Annotated in this window: 13 protein-coding genes; 3 read left to right on the forward strand and 10 right to left on the reverse strand. The window is 73.1% G+C overall.

The annotated features are described in order from the left end of the window. Positions 1 to 126: 126 nt before the first annotated feature. On the reverse strand, positions 127 to 525 hold the full coding sequence (locus H288_RS0111435; RefSeq protein WP_026604857.1) for a DUF4174 domain-containing protein: 399 nt from the start codon (positions 523 to 525) through the stop codon (positions 127 to 129). Positions 526 to 648: 123 nt separating this feature from the next. Between H288_RS0111435 and H288_RS0111440 the strand changes: the two genes are divergently transcribed. Together H288_RS0111440 and ssb are read left to right on the forward strand one after the other, a co-directional pair. Beyond that, positions 649 to 1,668 carry an NADP-dependent oxidoreductase gene (locus H288_RS0111440; protein WP_020092724.1) on the forward strand — a complete coding sequence of 340 codons (1,020 nt, stop codon included), beginning with the start codon at positions 649 to 651 and terminating at the stop codon, positions 1,666 to 1,668. Positions 1,669 to 1,836: 168 nt separating this feature from the next. Continuing rightward, positions 1,837 to 2,406, forward strand: coding sequence for a single-stranded DNA-binding protein (gene ssb / locus H288_RS0111445; RefSeq protein WP_020092725.1), 570 nt, complete (start codon positions 1,837 to 1,839; stop codon positions 2,404 to 2,406). Between the two features lie 193 nt (positions 2,407 to 2,599). Here ssb and H288_RS0111450 read toward each other — a convergent pair whose 3' ends face one another. The 7 genes from H288_RS0111450 to xth all read right to left on the reverse strand — a co-directional run bounded on the left by H288_RS0111450 (position 2,600) and on the right by xth (position 7,571). Then, complete coding sequence (locus H288_RS0111450; RefSeq protein WP_026604858.1) at positions 2,600 to 3,067, reverse strand: hypothetical protein; 468 nt, start codon at positions 3,065 to 3,067, stop codon at positions 2,600 to 2,602. 201 nt (positions 3,068 to 3,268) lie between these two features. Next, complete coding sequence (locus H288_RS0111455; protein ID WP_020092727.1) at positions 3,269 to 3,589, reverse strand: hypothetical protein; 321 nt, start codon at positions 3,587 to 3,589, stop codon at positions 3,269 to 3,271. Positions 3,590 to 3,728: 139 nt separating this feature from the next. Continuing rightward, complete coding sequence (locus H288_RS0111460; protein WP_020092728.1) at positions 3,729 to 4,043, reverse strand: hypothetical protein; 315 nt, start codon at positions 4,041 to 4,043, stop codon at positions 3,729 to 3,731. Between the two features lie 101 nt (positions 4,044 to 4,144). Then, on the reverse strand, positions 4,145 to 4,411 hold the full coding sequence (locus tag H288_RS0111465; RefSeq protein WP_020092729.1) for a hypothetical protein: 267 nt from the start codon (positions 4,409 to 4,411) through the stop codon (positions 4,145 to 4,147). Positions 4,412 to 4,516: 105 nt separating this feature from the next. After that, a complete protein-coding gene (locus H288_RS0111470; protein ID WP_026604859.1) occupies positions 4,517 to 5,299 on the reverse strand; it encodes an SDR family oxidoreductase in 783 nt (260 codons plus the stop codon). Positions 5,300 to 5,614: 315 nt separating this feature from the next. Next, a complete protein-coding gene (locus H288_RS0111480; protein WP_020092731.1) occupies positions 5,615 to 6,493 on the reverse strand; it encodes an SDR family oxidoreductase in 879 nt (292 codons plus the stop codon). A gap of 268 nt (positions 6,494 to 6,761) precedes the next feature. Continuing rightward, on the reverse strand, positions 6,762 to 7,571 hold the full coding sequence (gene xth, locus H288_RS0111490; protein WP_020092733.1) for an exodeoxyribonuclease III: 810 nt from the start codon (positions 7,569 to 7,571) through the stop codon (positions 6,762 to 6,764). Positions 7,572 to 7,730: 159 nt separating this feature from the next. Here xth and H288_RS0111495 point away from each other — a divergent pair, with 159 nt between their 5' ends. Beyond that, positions 7,731 to 8,465 carry a lysophospholipid acyltransferase family protein gene (locus H288_RS0111495; RefSeq protein ID WP_020092734.1) on the forward strand — a complete coding sequence of 245 codons (735 nt, stop codon included), beginning with the start codon at positions 7,731 to 7,733 and terminating at the stop codon, positions 8,463 to 8,465. Positions 8,466 to 8,477: 12 nt separating this feature from the next. Here the strand turns inward: H288_RS0111495 and H288_RS0111500 are convergent, their stop codons facing one another. Next, positions 8,478 to 9,386 carry an outer-membrane lipoprotein carrier protein LolA gene (locus H288_RS0111500; protein ID WP_020092735.1) on the reverse strand — a complete coding sequence of 303 codons (909 nt, stop codon included), beginning with the start codon at positions 9,384 to 9,386 and terminating at the stop codon, positions 8,478 to 8,480. A gap of 268 nt (positions 9,387 to 9,654) precedes the next feature. After that, positions 9,655 to 12,981, reverse strand: coding sequence for a DNA translocase FtsK (locus tag H288_RS0111505; protein WP_020092736.1), 3,327 nt, complete (start codon positions 12,979 to 12,981; stop codon positions 9,655 to 9,657). Positions 12,982 to 13,392: the final 411 nt, after the last annotated feature.

Here is a 13,392-nt window from a genome sequence, read left to right on the forward strand (position 1 = left end):
TCTCGTCCGAGCGTCCTGGCGGGCCTCAACGGACGGCCGGTACGCGGCCGTCGACACGTTTCGGTGATAGGCCGGTAGGCTTAACCGATGGTGTCCGCGGCCCCGCCGTTCACAGGGGATCGGGCCCTAGCGGCGCTCGCGCATCTCGCTGCGGCGCATCGGCATCGCGTCGATGGTGGCGAACAGCCTCTGCGGCGCGATCGGCGCCGCTTCGGTGATCTTGGCACCCCCGTCCTTGCCGACCAGGACCGCGCGGAAGCTGTCCGCGGGCAGGCCGAGGCGCTCGCGCAGGGCCCGCGCCTCGGCCCCCGCGCCGACCGCTTCGAGCACCACGAGGTCGCGCTCGGCGACGCCGGTGCGGACCGAGGCCAGCGCCGCCCGCTGCGCCCGGAGCTGCGCGTCCCCGGCCTCGGGCGCCGACAGCACCAGCACCCGCGCCCGGTCGCGATAGCTATCGAGGGGACCGGCCAGGGCGGCCCCCGCCGCCATAGCTGCCAGCCCGAGTCCCAGTGCCGTCTCCCGCATGCCGCCGCTCCGCGCTCTCGAGTCGGGACAACGCGCGACTCGGCCGCGCGATCGCGGCGGCGCGTTTGCCTCGCGGGCCCGGCGCCCCAGATCGGGGCGGAAGCCCGTGTCCCGGAGTCCGGAATGACCACCGCCATGAACCGCCGCATCGTCCTGGCCTCGCGCCCGCACGGCGAGCCGCGGCCCGAGAATTTCCGCCTGGAGGAGGTGCCGGTGCCGCAGCCCGGACCCGGCCAGGTCCTCCTGCGCACCCGCTGGCTGTCGCTGGACCCCTACATGCGCGGCCGGATGAGCGACGCGAAATCCTACGCGGCGCCCGTCGAGATCGGCGCGCCGATCACCGCCGAGACGGTGGGCGAGGTGGTCGCCTCCAACCACCCGGATCACGCCGTGGGCGACCTGCTGACAGCCTTCGCGGGCTGGCAGGAGTACTTCGTCACCGACGCCAAGGGCTCGCGCAAGGTCGACCCCGATGCCGCCCCGCCCTCCACGGCGCTGGGCGTGCTCGGGATGCCGGGCATGACCGCCTATACCGGCCTCCTCAACATCGGCCGGCCGAAATTCGGCGAGACCGTCGTGGTGGCCGCCGCCGCCGGCCCCGTGGGCTCCCTGGTCGGCCAGATCGCCAAGATCCACGGCGCCCGCGCCGTCGGGATCGCGGGCGGCCCCGAGAAGTGCCGCTACCTCACCGAGGAGCTCGGCTTCGACGCCGCGATCGACCATCGCGGGTCCGACCTGCCGGGCGCGCTGGCGGCCGCCTGCCCGAAGGGCATCGACGTGTACTTCGAGAATGTCGGCGGCGCGGTCTTCGCCGCCGTGCTGCCGCTGCTCAACCCGTTCGCGCGGATCCCGGTCTGCGGCCTCGTCTCCGCCTACAACGCCACCGAGGTGCCCCCCGGCCCGGACCGCCTGCCCAGCCTGATGCGCGCGGTCCTGACCAACCGGCTGCACATCCAGGGCTTCATCGTCTGGGACTTCGCCGAGCAGGCGGACACATTCCGCAAGGAGGTCGCCGGCTGGATCCAGGACGGGCGCGTCCGCTACCGCGAGGACGTGGTCGAGGGGCTGGAGAACGCCGCCGAGGCGTTCATCGGCCTGTTGAAAGGTCGGAATTTCGGCAAGCTCGTCGTCCGCGTCGCCTGAGAGCGGCTTGCTGCCCAAACGGAACAGATATAGAACAAATCGATCCGTCGGCGCTGCGGAAAGCGGGCACAAGCCCGCCCCGCCGGTTGCCGCTCCGGAGGCCCGGGCGCATGGTTCGCGCGCCGCCGGGCAGATGCCCTGTGAGATCCGTACGACTAGGAGAGAGCGATGGCGGGCAGCGTCAACAAGGTGATTCTGGTGGGCAATCTCGGGCGCGATCCCGAGATGCGCCGCCTCGGTTCGGGCGACCCGGTCTGCAACCTCCGGCTCGCGACGTCGGAGTCGTGGAAGGACAAGGCGACCGGCGAGCGCAAGGAGAAGACCGAGTGGCACTCGGTCGTGATCTACAACGACAACCTCGCCCGGGTGGCCGAGCAGTACCTGCGCAAGGGCTCGAAGGTCTACATCGAGGGCCAGCTCCAGACCCGGAAGTGGACCGACAATTCCGGCGTCGAGAAGTACACGACCGAGGTGGTGCTCCAGCGCTTCCGCGGCGAGATGACGATCCTCGACGGGCGCGGCGGCGGCGGCGGCGACTTCGCCGGCGAGGACGAGGGCGGCGGCCAGATCAGCCGTGGCGGCGACTTCGGCGGTGGTCGGGGTGGTGATCGCGGCGGCGATTTCGGCGGCGGTCGGGCCCAGGGCGGCGAGCGGCGTCCGGCCCCGGCCTCCTCGGGTGGCGGCGGTGGCGGTGGCAGCCGCGGCGGCTACGACCTCGACGACGACATCCCCTTCTAGGACCGCCCACGATCCGGAGGCCCTGTACCGTCACCCGGGTCGGCCTGCCCGACCCGGGTGACGCGGACATCTGGGCTGCGTCAGCGCAGCCGTTTCAAGGCAGCATCCCGGGACCGCGCGGCGGTGCCCGGGATCCAGATCCGCCGGCGTACGTCTCGGGCCGCCCGCCTTCGGCGCCCCGGAGCGCCGCCGCTCAACCCTTGAGCTGCCGGTTGCAGGCCGAGTAGTAGCCGCCGCCCTTCTCGATCCACTTCATGCCGCCCAGCGTGCCGGCAGCCTTCGCGGCGTTGTAGCTGTCGAGGCAGGTGTGCATCCGGGCCTTGCCGGCCGATTCCTTGGCGTATTTCGGATCGACGGCGCGGGGGAACGTGGCCGACGCCGCGGCGGCGGACGTCGTCCCGGCGCGCGGGGCGGCCGGCGGCGCGGCCGGAGCTGTCGTCGCGGTCGGCGAGACAGGGTTCGGCGCGGTCGTCGGGGCGTTGTCGGCCGCCGCACCGCACTCGGCCTTGCGGAAGTCGTTCCACTTCTGGCCGTTGAGCGTGCCGGCCTGCTTGGCGGCCTGATACTTGACCGAGCAATCCTTCGCGGAGAGCGCGGAAGCCGGCGCGGCGCCGGCCACCAGGCCGGCGATCATCAGGGATGCAAATACATAGCGACTCATGACGAAGAATCTCCGGGACACTATGTTGCGTCCCGAAAGAGATTAATACGGCTCTATGCCGTCGTGAATATGGGTTTGTCCGTTCCAGGGGACAACGCGATGGCCGAGCACTGACCCGGCACCGGCCGGCCGCGGATCCGGATCGCGCGCGGCGGGCCGAGCTCTGGACGCGGCGACCCGAACTCGGGTCGCCGACGCGGATCACCAGCCGCCGTAGGACCGGCGCGGGCCCTCGTAGCCGCCATAGCCGCCATAGCCGCCGTAACCGCGGTCGTAGCCGCCGTAGCCGGGCCGGCCGCCGTAGGGTCCCCGCGGTCCGCCCCAGCCCCAGCCGCGATCGTTCGGCCGGCAATGGCCCCAGGGATTGGGATGGAAGCCCGGACCGCAGCCTCCGGCCACGCGCTCGATCACCGATCCGGCATCGGGCGGCCCGTAGCCGAACGGCGCCGCGTTGGCCGTCGTGGCGGTCGCGAGAGCCGCGGCGGCCACCGCGACGAGGCCGATCACCTTGGCGCGCATCATGACACGATCTCCTGAACCTGCGGCCCGGACGCGCCGGGCCGATGACAGGAGGATGCGCCGGCCGCTGTGAACCCGGACAGGCTCGGGCATTCATCGAGCCGACACTCTCGGCCGGCCGGGCCTCCGCGCGGCGGGTCGGTCAGGCGGCCTGGAGCTGGATCGGCGCCGGTGCGGGCGCCCGCGAGCGCGCGAAGAGGTCGGCGCCGACCGTCACGCCCGCAGCCCTGACCAGCGTGGCCTCGTCGCAGGAGCGCGCGACCTTCAGGCCGAGCGCCTCGAGCCGCGCGTGCTCGGCGCAGTAGGCGGCGATCCGGGCGCGGCCGTAGGCCGGCATCGGCGCGAGCAGCCGGTCGCGCTCCGCGTCGTCGGCGCGGAACAGGGCCGAGATCAGCTCGATCGGAACCGGATACCGCGCCAGGGCGCTCGGGTGGGGTCGGTTGCCGTCGCGCGCCATGGGTGCCTCTCCGCTTCGCTGTGCGGTGGAAGGTTCGGCAACCATAGTTAACGATCAGTTGTGATCGCGGCGGGAGCCTCGGTGAGCCGCCCCGCGGCGCCTCAGCGGCGGGGCGGGCTCACCCAGGTTCCGCCGGCGGCGCGATCCGACTCCGGCGCCGCGAACGGGGGTCGCGCGTCCGCCCAGCGGGCGACCGGGCCCGCGGCCGGCGCGATCGAGCCCGTCGTCTCGGGGTCGGTCCAGACGGGGGCGCCCGCGGCGACCAGCGCGGGTGACGCGGACGGATCCGGCAGGTTCCGCTCGTAGCCGGCGACGACCGCCGCGAGGGCGATCGCCACGAGGACGAACGCTAGACCGTCGACGATCATGGAGCCGAGTCTCGGCATGGTGCCCGCGCCTGTTGACCAAGCCTCCGGGCTACGGCGGCAGGGTTAACGAACCCTGTCCGAACCCGGCGGATCGGGCCGACGCGTTCAGATGTTGCGCGCGCCGCGCAGCGTCTTCAGGCCGATTCCCGTCGACTCGAAGCCGCCGTCGACGGCGAGCTGCTGACCGGTGATGTAGGAGGCGCGCTCCGAGCAGAGGAACACGATCGCCTCCGCGAGCTCCGTCTCCAGCCCGTAACGGCCGAGCGGGACGGCGTCGTGGTAATCCGCCCGGATCTCGGGGCTGTGCACCGCCTTGGCCATCGCGGTGTCCACCGGACCGGGAGCGACGGCGTTCACGCGGATCCCGTACTGCGCCAGCTCGGCGGCCTGCTGCTTGGTGAGCTGCGCGAGGCCCGCCTTGCTGGTGCCGTAGGCGGTGCGGAGCGTCGAGGCGCGCAGGCCCGAGATCGAGGTGATGTTCACGATGGCGCCGCCGCGCTCGGACAGGAGCGGGACGGCCGCCTGCGTGCACAGGAACGGGCCGGACAGGTTGACGGCGAGCACCCGCGACCAGTCGGCGAAGGTGGTCTCGGTCAGCGGCTTGAAGATCGCGATGCCGGCATTGTTGACCAGGGCGTCGAGGCGGCCGAACCGGTCGGCGACCTGCTGGATCGCCGCCGCCACCGCCTCGGGGTCGGAGACGTCGGCCGTCACCGCGAGCGTGGCTTCCGGACGGCCGAGCCGCTCGGCCGCCGCCGCCGCGCCCGGGCCGTCGATGTCGAGAAGGGCGACGTTCCAGCCGTCGGCGAGGAAGCGGGTCGCGGTGGCGAGGCCGATGCCGCGGGCGGCCCCCGTCACCAGCGCGGTCCGGGCCTGGGCGTCGCTCATGGTCGTCTCCGTCGGGATCGGCGGCGCCCGGATGGCGCGGGTCAGCGTTCGGGTCCGCGGCGGTGCCATCACCGCGCGCCGGACCCGGGCGGCCTTCCGGGCCGTCCCGCCGTTGTGAACCGATCCGCCCTCAACGTCTGATGGATCGCGCGCGCGCCGTCGAGGGTCTGCCCGAACATCCGCCCGGCGATGACCCGCGTCAGCGAAGCGGCCCGGGAGCGCCACGCCCGGCGGATGTCCCGCGGGTCCGGGGCACGTCGCAGCGCTCGGGACGACGGCGTGGTGCCGCCGCAAAGAGCGGCGACGGGTGCGGGATTAGAGCATCGGCATGCCGCCGGTGACCGGCACCAGCGCCCCGGACATGTAGCTGCCCTCGCGGGAGGCGAGCAGCACGTAGGCCGGGGCCAGCTCCGCGGGCTGGCCGGCGCGGCCGAGCGGCGTCTGCGCACCGAGCTGCTCCATCTGCTCCGGGCTCTTCACGATCGGCTGGATCGGCGTCCAGACCGGCCCGGGGGCGACGCAGTTCACCCGGATGCCCTGCGGCGCCAGCAGGTTCGACAGGCCGATGGTCAGGCTCGCGATCGCGCCCTTGGTGGCGGCGTAGATCAGCATGTTCGGCCCGGCGACCTTGGCCTGCACGCTGGTGCTGTTCACGATCGCGCCGCCCGGCTTCATGTGCGGCACCGCCGCCTGGGCGAGGTAGTACATGGCGAAGACGTTGGCGCGGAACGAGCCCTCGATGTCGGACGCCGCCAGATCGTCGAGGCCCTCGTTCACCACCTGGGCGGCGGCGTTGTTCACGAGGATGTCGAGGCGCCCGAAGGCCGCGACGGTGCGCGCCACGAGATCTCGGCACCGGGCCTCGTCGCGGATGTCGCCGGGGAGCAGCAGGCAGCGGCGGCCGGCCTTCTCGACCCAGGCCTTCGTGTCCTCGGCATCCTCCTGCTCGACCTCGAGATAGGAGATCGCCACGTCGGCGCCCTCGCGGGCGTAGGCGATGGCCACCGCCCGGCCGATGCCGGAATCGCCGCCGGTGATCAGCGCCGCCTGACCCGTCAGCAGGCCTTTGCCGACGTAGCTCTCCTCGCCGTGGTCGGGGCGCGGCGTCATCTTCGTGGTGAGGCCCGGGCGGGTCTGCTGCTGGTCGCGGGGGAAGGGCGGCCGGGGGCCGGCCTCGCGCGGGTCCTGGGTCATCGGGTGCGGCTCCTCGGCTTGGGACCCGCAGGATCTAGGGCCGTCGCCGCGGCCACCGCCTGCGCCCGGGGGTCACAGGCGGTGGCCGCGACCGGGCCGTCTCAGAAGGCCCGGTTGCGGTTGGCGTGCGGGCCGCCGTAGCGGCGGCGCAGGTAGGACACGACCTTGGGAAGCAGGAAAGCGATCAGGATCTTGCGCATCGGGGCTCGCTCGCGTCACGGGTTCGTGAGCGGGCAATGCTCGGACCGCGCCGCAGTTCCGCGCCCGGTCACAGCTCCAGCGTGAGGGTCACCGGGGCGTGGTCGGAGGGGCGCTCCCAGGCGCGGGCCTCGCGCAGCACCTCGACCTTGCGGACGGTCCCGGCGAGGTCGGGCGACACCCAGGCATGGTCGAGGCGCCGCCCCTTGTTGGCGGCCGACCAGTCGGGGGAGCGGTAGCTCCACCACGTGTAGATCTTCTCCGGCTCCGGGGTGAGGTGGCGCGCCGCGTCGATCCAGCCCGCCTCCCCGCGCAGCACCTCCAGCGCCTCGGTCTCCACCGGCGTGTGGCTGACCACGTCGAGGAGCTGCTTGTGCGACCAGACGTCGTGCTCCAGGGGCGCGACGTTGAGGTCGCCCACGAGGATCGCCGGCCCGGAGATGCGCCTGCCGCCCCAGGCGCGCAGTTCGGACAGGAAGTCGAGCTTGTGGGCGAATTTCGGGTTCAGGTCGCGGTCCGGCACGTCGCCGCCGGCCGGGACGTAGAAATCGTGCAGCACGATGCCCGAGGCCGCCCCGGCCTCCGGCCCCAGCACCGCCGAGATGTGGCGGGCGTCCTGACGCTCGCAGAAGCCCATCACGGCGCGGGTGTGCAGGGGGAAGCGGGAGAGGATCGCGACGCCGTTGTAGCCCTTCTGGCCGGCGAACATCACGTGCTCGTAGCCCGAACCGCGCAGGGCCTTCAGCGGGAAGGCGTCGTCCGGGCACTTGGTCTCCTGCAGGCAGAGCACGTCCGGCCTGTGCTCGGCGAGGAAGCGCAGCACGAGGTCGATGCGCAGGCGCACCGAGTTGATGTTCCAGGTGGTGACGGTGAATTGCACGGGCGGCGCTGGGGTTCTGACGGCGTTGCGCTCCGATAGCCGATTTCGCGGCCCGCGACAGTCCGCTCACCGCCCGCCCGGCGAAAGGCCGTGCGCGCCCGGCCGGCAGGCGCTATGTCCGGGCCCTGCCCTGTCCCGGGCCCCTCGTCGAGGCCCGTCATGGCGCACGCCCGCTCGCTCCTGTTCGCCGTCTACTGGGCCGCCTGGACGACCCTGTTCCTCGCGCCGCTGGCGATCTTCCTCCTGTCCGGATCGCCGCAGCGGCCGATCCGCCGGGCGACGCGGCTCTGGGCGCGCGGGATCCTGGGCGGGCTCAGGCGCATCGTGGGGCTGCGCTACGTCGAGGAGGGCCGCCAGCACCTGCCGGACGAGCCCTGCCTGATCGTCGCCAACCACCAGTCGACATGGGAGACGCTGGCCTTCCTGGTCCTGGTGCCGGACGTGGCGATCGTCGCGAAGCGGGAGCTGCTGGCGATCCCGGTGGTCGGCTGGTTCCTCCGACGCTCGCCGATGATCGTCATTGACCGGGCCAAGGGCACCCAGGCCCTGCGCACCATGATCGACGGCGGTCGGGAGGCGGTCGCGGCGGGGCGGTCGGTCCTGATCTTCCCCGAGGGTACCCGCGGCGCGATCGGCGAGCCGCTCCGCTTCAAGCGCGGCGTCGAGTTGCTCTACGGCCGTCTCGGCCTGCCGGTGGTGCCGGTGGCGCTCAATTCCGGCCTGTTCTGGCCCGGGGGCGCGGCGACCCGGTCCGGCACGGTGGTGGTGAGCTACCTCGCGGCCCTGGCCCCCGGCCTGTCGACCGCGGAGTTCCTGCACGGGACGGAGGGCGCGATCGATCGGGAGTTGAACCGGTGGCGGCCGGGCGCCGCGGCCGGGCTCGGCGCCCCCTGAGGGGCGACCCCGTCACTTCTGCGATTGCTGGATCTGCTGCTGCATCGCCTTGTCCTCGGACCGTCCGTAATTGATGAAGAACAGGCTGCCGTCGACACTCTTGCCCTTCTGCAGGTTCGAGAGCGTCACCGTGGTGACGTAGCCCTGCGGGTCGGTGATCCGCCACTGCGACAGGGTCTTCATCTCGGCGTCGAAGAACAGCTGGATCTTCGAGGTGCCGCCGAGGGTGGCGCGGTCCTCCAGGCTGATGCGGACGCTGCCTGGATCGCTCGCCACGTCGGTGACGGTGAGGTCGCGGGCGAGGTCGATCTTCTCGCGCAGGAGGAATTTCAGCGGCGTCTGGGCGATGAAGTAGAGGTCCTGGGTGTTCAGCTTGCGGTCGCGCACCGCCACCGAGGTCCCGTCGGCGACCACCTCCAGCGGCGAGGGCTGGTCGTAGTCGAAGCGCAGGCGGCCGGGCTTGACGAGCGTCAGCTTGCCGCCGATCCGGCGGCCGTCGGCGCCGATCTGCACGAAATTGCCCGTCAGGGTGTTGATGCCGTTGAAGTAGGCGTTGGCCTGCGCCAGCAGCGCGGCGGGATCGGCCGAGTCGGCCGTGACGATCGCCGTCGGCGCGCCCACCGCCGCGACCTTCGGCTCGGGCGCCTTGTGGTCCGCCTTATCGGCGGCCTTGTCGCCGCCCTTGCCGGACTTGGCCGTGCCGGGCTTCGTCTCCTTGCTCGCCTCCTTGGCCTTGGGCGCGGCCTTCTTGGCCGGCGCAGGGGCCGCCGGGGCGGCCTCCGGCTGCGGGGCGGGCTCCTCCTTGTGGCCGAACAGGCTGTCGATGAAGGCGCCGACCTGCGCGTGGGCCGGGTTGGCTGTCGCGAGCCACAGCCCGGCGGCGATCACGGAGCCGGCTGTGCGGGTGCGGCGGCCGATCATCGGCAGAGTCTCCTGAGGAGCCGCGGGCAAGCTCCGGCGGCGAAACAGAGGTGGGCGGGCCGCTGCGGACGCCTTGCCGTCCCCTCGTCTTCGCGAGCGGAGCGAGGCAATCCAGGTGCGCCACGATACCGGAGGTAGCGCTACTCTGGGTTGCTTCGCTCCGCTCGCAGAGACGGGGCGGGTTTCGCAGCCCCCTTTTTAGAACCTCGCCCTGTGGCGAAGATGCGACGTCCGGGCCGCCCCGTGGCGAGGCGGCCCTGACAGCGTCTCACTCGTCGTCGTACATCCCGGCCGAGCTGTGCGTCGCCCCGGCGACCAGGATCTCGCGCTTGCCGGCGTGGTTGGCCGGGCCGACGATGCCCTCGATCTCCATCCGCTCCATGATGGAGGCGGCGCGGTTGTAGCCGATCTGCAGGCGGCGCTGGATGTAACTCGTCGACGCCTTCTGGTCGCGCAGCACCACCTCGATCGCCTGCTTGTAGAGGTCGTCGGAGTCGCCGCCGCTCGCCGCCGCGAAGGCGCCGATGTCGAAGACGGGGGCCTCTTCCTCGGGCTCGTCGGACCGCTCGGCCTTGTCGGCCGCGGCCGCCTTGCCCCGGCCGGACCGGCCGCCCTCCTTGGCGGGCTCCTCGGGCGAATCGTCGGCGGTGACGGCGTCGAGGTAGCTGGGGCGGCCCTGGCGCTTGAGGTGGGCGACCACGCTCTCGACCTCGCTGTCCGAGCAGAACGGCCCGTGCACCCGCGTCGTGCGCCCGCCCCCGGCCATGAACAGCATGTCGCCCTGGCCCAGAAGCTGCTCGGCGCCCATCTCGCCCAGGATCGTGCGGCTGTCGATCTTGCTCGTCACCTGGAAGCTGATCCGGGTCGGGAAGTTCGCCTTGATCGTCCCGGTGATCACGTCCACCGACGGGCGCTGGGTCGCCATGATCAGGTGGATGCCCGCCGCCCGCGCCATCTGCGCCAGGCGCTGGATCGCTCCCTCGATGTCCTTGCCGGCCACCATCATCAGGTCGGCCATCTCGTCGACCACGATCACGATGTACGGCAGCGGCGCCAGGTCCATCGCCTCGTCCTCGTACACCGCCTCGCCGGTGTGGCGGTCGAAGCCGGTCTGGATTGTGCGCGTGATGGTCTCGCCCCGGTCGCGGGCCTCCTTCATGCGGGCGTTGTAGCCGTCGATGTTCCGGACGGCGATCTTGGCCATCTTCTTGTAGCGCTCTTCCATCTCGCGCACGGCCCACTTGAGGGCGATGACCGCCTTCTTGGGGTCGATGACGACCGGGGAGAGCAGGTGCGGGATGCCGTCGTAGACCGACAGCTCCAGCATCTTCGGATCGACCATGATCAGGCGGCACTCCTCGGGCTTCAGCCGGTAGAGCAGGCTGAGGATCATGGTGTTGATCGCCACCGACTTGCCCGAGCCGGTGGTGCCGGCGACCAGGAGGTGCGGCATGCGCGCGAGGTCGGCGATGATCGGCTCGCCGCCGATGTTCTTGCCCAGGCACAGCGCCAGCTTGTGCTTGCTCTCGGCGAAGTCGGCCGACGAGAGCAGCTCGCGCAGGAACACGGTCTCGCGGGTCTCGTTCGGCAACTCGATGCCGATAACGTTCCGGCCGGGCACGACCGCGACGCGGGCCGAGACCGCCGACATCGACCGGGCGATGTCGTCCGACAGGCCGATCACGCGGCTGGACTTGGTGCCGGGGGCGGGCTCGAGCTCGTAGAGGGTGACGACCGGGCCCGGCCGCACCGCCAGGATGTCGCCGCGCACGCCGAAATCCTGGACCGTCTGCTGCAGGTTGAGGGCGTTCTGCTCCAGCACGTCGGCGTCGACCTCCTCGCTGCCGCCGGGGGCCGGCAGGGCGAGCAGTTCGAGGGACGGCAGCTCGTAATCGGCGTTCTCGATCGGCGCGATCTCGAGGTGGCGGCCGGCCGGGATCAGGTGTGCCCGCGGCGCCACCAGGGGGACCGACGCCGGCGCGGGGGCCGGCAGGGTCGCGACCTCGATCGCCTCGACGGCAGCGGCGACCGGCTCGGCCTCGACCCCGATCTCCGCCTCGATCTCCGTCTCGACCGGCTCCGGCTGCGGCGCCAGCTTGCCGCGGAGCAGGACCGGGCGCGGCGTCATCGGGATCACAACGCGCTCGGCCTCGGCGCGCGCGGCGACCGGCGCGGCAACGACCGGGGCGGGACCGGCTTCGGGCACGGCCGGGGGTGCTGGCGGGACGGCGGTCGGCTGGCCAGCCGCGCGGATCGCCGCCCGGGCCGCCATGGCGCTGAGAGCCGGCGCGCGGCGGGGCGCCTCGGACGCGGGGGCGGCCGGAGGCTCCGCCGCGGCGCTGCCGGGGCCGAAGACCAGCGACAGGCCGGACGCGGCCGGCGGCGCGACGGGCGGCAGGAAGGCGCTCCGGATCGAGGCGGCCTCGTCCATCCGCTGGCCGGTCTCCGTCCCGTTATCCTGCCCGTCGGCGGGACGCGGCGGCTGGTCGAACCGGACGAGCCGGTCGAGCACGTAGACCGGCCGCGGCGGCAGCGACCGCAGGTGCGAGATATCGAGGGGCATGGAGACGAAGCGCTCGTCGGACGCCGCCGGCGCCGAGACGGCGGCCGGGGTCGGCGCGACCTCGGCGGGCTGCGCCTCCAGGGCCGACCAGGCATCGACGGACGACCAGTCGGCGCCGTCGAACCAGGGCTGGACCTCGGACCAGTCCGGCAGGTCCGACCAGTCGCGGGCCGGGGCCTCGGCGACCGTCTCGACCGGCGCGGCGGCGACCAACGCGGCCGCGACCGGGGCGATCGCCGCCGTGGAGGCGGCCAGCTCGACCGCGGGCCGGACCGGGCGGCGGTCCGGCGTGCGGAAGAAGCGGACGCCCGGCGGCGCGACGAAGGGCTGGCGCCACAGCGGCACCGGCTCCGCGTCCGGCGCGGCGGCTTCGGGCAGGGCCGGCACGGCTGCGGCGCGCTCGGCCGCCTCGGCCGAGATCCGCGCGCGCTCGACCCGCTCCTGCTCGGCCTCTTCGCGGGCGGCCCGCTCGGTCTCCAGGGCGAGGGCAGCGGCCTGCGCCTCGGCACGGGCGCGCTCCAGGGCGACGCGCTCGGCCTCGAGGGCGCGCTGGCGGCGCTCCTGCAGAACCGAATCGGGGGTGCGGGTGTAGCGCACCGCCGAGGGCGCGGCCGGCGCCGGCGCGGCGGCCGGCGTCGCGACGTGGTCGGTCACTTGGTGGGCCACATGGCCGGCCGCATGGCCCGCGAGCGGAGCCGCGGCCGGCGCGTAGTCGGGGGCGATGGCGGCGGGGCGGCGCGGCTGGCGCACCAGCACGCCCGGCGACGAGGCGCTGCGGTCGATCCGGCTCTCGAAGATCGGGGCGTCCAGGGCGTCGAGGCTCGCCCGGTCGTCGAAGACCTGGGCCGGCCAGTGCGGCTCGGGTGCCGCGGCGCGCGGGGCGCGCTCGGAGCCCTCGCGGCCGACCATCGCGCCCGGCGGGGTGAGCCAGCTCGGCTCGGCCCGGCGCCCGGGCGCGCCGTAGGACGGACGGGCGGGCAGGCCCGCGGGAGAGCCGGAGAGGCGGCGGGTGAGGCTCGCGCGGAGCGCCATCAGCCGGTGCGCCAGGGCTCCCAGGGAGAGGCCCGAGCGGTCGCCGCCGCGGACAGGGCGGGCGGGGTCACGGTGGGAGTACGGAGGCCGTCCCGATGCGCGCATGGGTTCTCAGACGATACTCGAAACAGGGATCCGCCGACGCGCGGCGGCTGTTCCTGAGTTAGGCCATTCGTCGTTAATGGAGGCTTGCCGCCGGTCGCGGTGCGGAAACCATGCGGGACGATCGGCCCGGCGCTCCGGCCGGCCCCCGCATCGCCGCGACCGTGCCGTGACCGCCGCCGGGGGCCGTTTCGACCACGAAATTTCGAGGTAACGACGCCCCATGGACTGGAAATCGCGATCTGGGCCCCGTCCCGATCCGCCGCAGCGCAGTCTCTCGCGATGACGTCGGGAACCGGCCAGGGCGCG

Origin of the sequence: Methylobacterium sp. 285MFTsu5.1, assembly GCF_000383455.1 — a bacterium.
Taxonomy (GTDB): Bacteria; Pseudomonadota; Alphaproteobacteria; order Rhizobiales; family Beijerinckiaceae; genus Methylobacterium.

Excerpts from the sequence above, each read along its gene's own strand:
- H288_RS0111480 (WP_020092731.1), bottom strand. The coding sequence starts at position 6,493 with ATGACCCAGGACCCGCGCGAGGCCGGCCCCCGGCCGCCCTTCCCCCGC.
- H288_RS0111435 (WP_026604857.1), bottom strand. The coding sequence starts at position 525 with ATGCGGGAGACGGCACTGGGACTCGGGCTGGCAGCTATGGCGGCGGGG.
- H288_RS0111470 (WP_026604859.1), bottom strand. The coding sequence starts at position 5,299 with ATGAGCGACGCCCAGGCCCGGACCGCGCTGGTGACGGGGGCCGCCCGC.
- H288_RS0111450 (WP_026604858.1), bottom strand. The coding sequence starts at position 3,067 with ATGAGTCGCTATGTATTTGCATCCCTGATGATCGCCGGCCTGGTGGCC.
- H288_RS0111500 (WP_020092735.1), bottom strand. The coding sequence starts at position 9,386 with ATGATCGGCCGCCGCACCCGCACAGCCGGCTCCGTGATCGCCGCCGGG.
- H288_RS0111495 (WP_020092734.1), top strand. The coding sequence starts at position 7,731 with ATGGCGCACGCCCGCTCGCTCCTGTTCGCCGTCTACTGGGCCGCCTGG.
- H288_RS0111460 (WP_020092728.1), bottom strand. The coding sequence starts at position 4,043 with ATGGCGCGCGACGGCAACCGACCCCACCCGAGCGCCCTGGCGCGGTAT.
- ssb (WP_020092725.1), top strand. The coding sequence starts at position 1,837 with ATGGCGGGCAGCGTCAACAAGGTGATTCTGGTGGGCAATCTCGGGCGC.
- H288_RS0111455 (WP_020092727.1), bottom strand. The coding sequence starts at position 3,589 with ATGATGCGCGCCAAGGTGATCGGCCTCGTCGCGGTGGCCGCCGCGGCT.
- H288_RS0111505 (WP_020092736.1), bottom strand. The coding sequence starts at position 12,981 with ATGGCGCTCCGCGCGAGCCTCACCCGCCGCCTCTCCGGCTCTCCCGCG.
- H288_RS0111465 (WP_020092729.1), bottom strand. The coding sequence starts at position 4,411 with ATGATCGTCGACGGTCTAGCGTTCGTCCTCGTGGCGATCGCCCTCGCG.
- H288_RS0111440 (WP_020092724.1), top strand. The coding sequence starts at position 649 with ATGACCACCGCCATGAACCGCCGCATCGTCCTGGCCTCGCGCCCGCAC.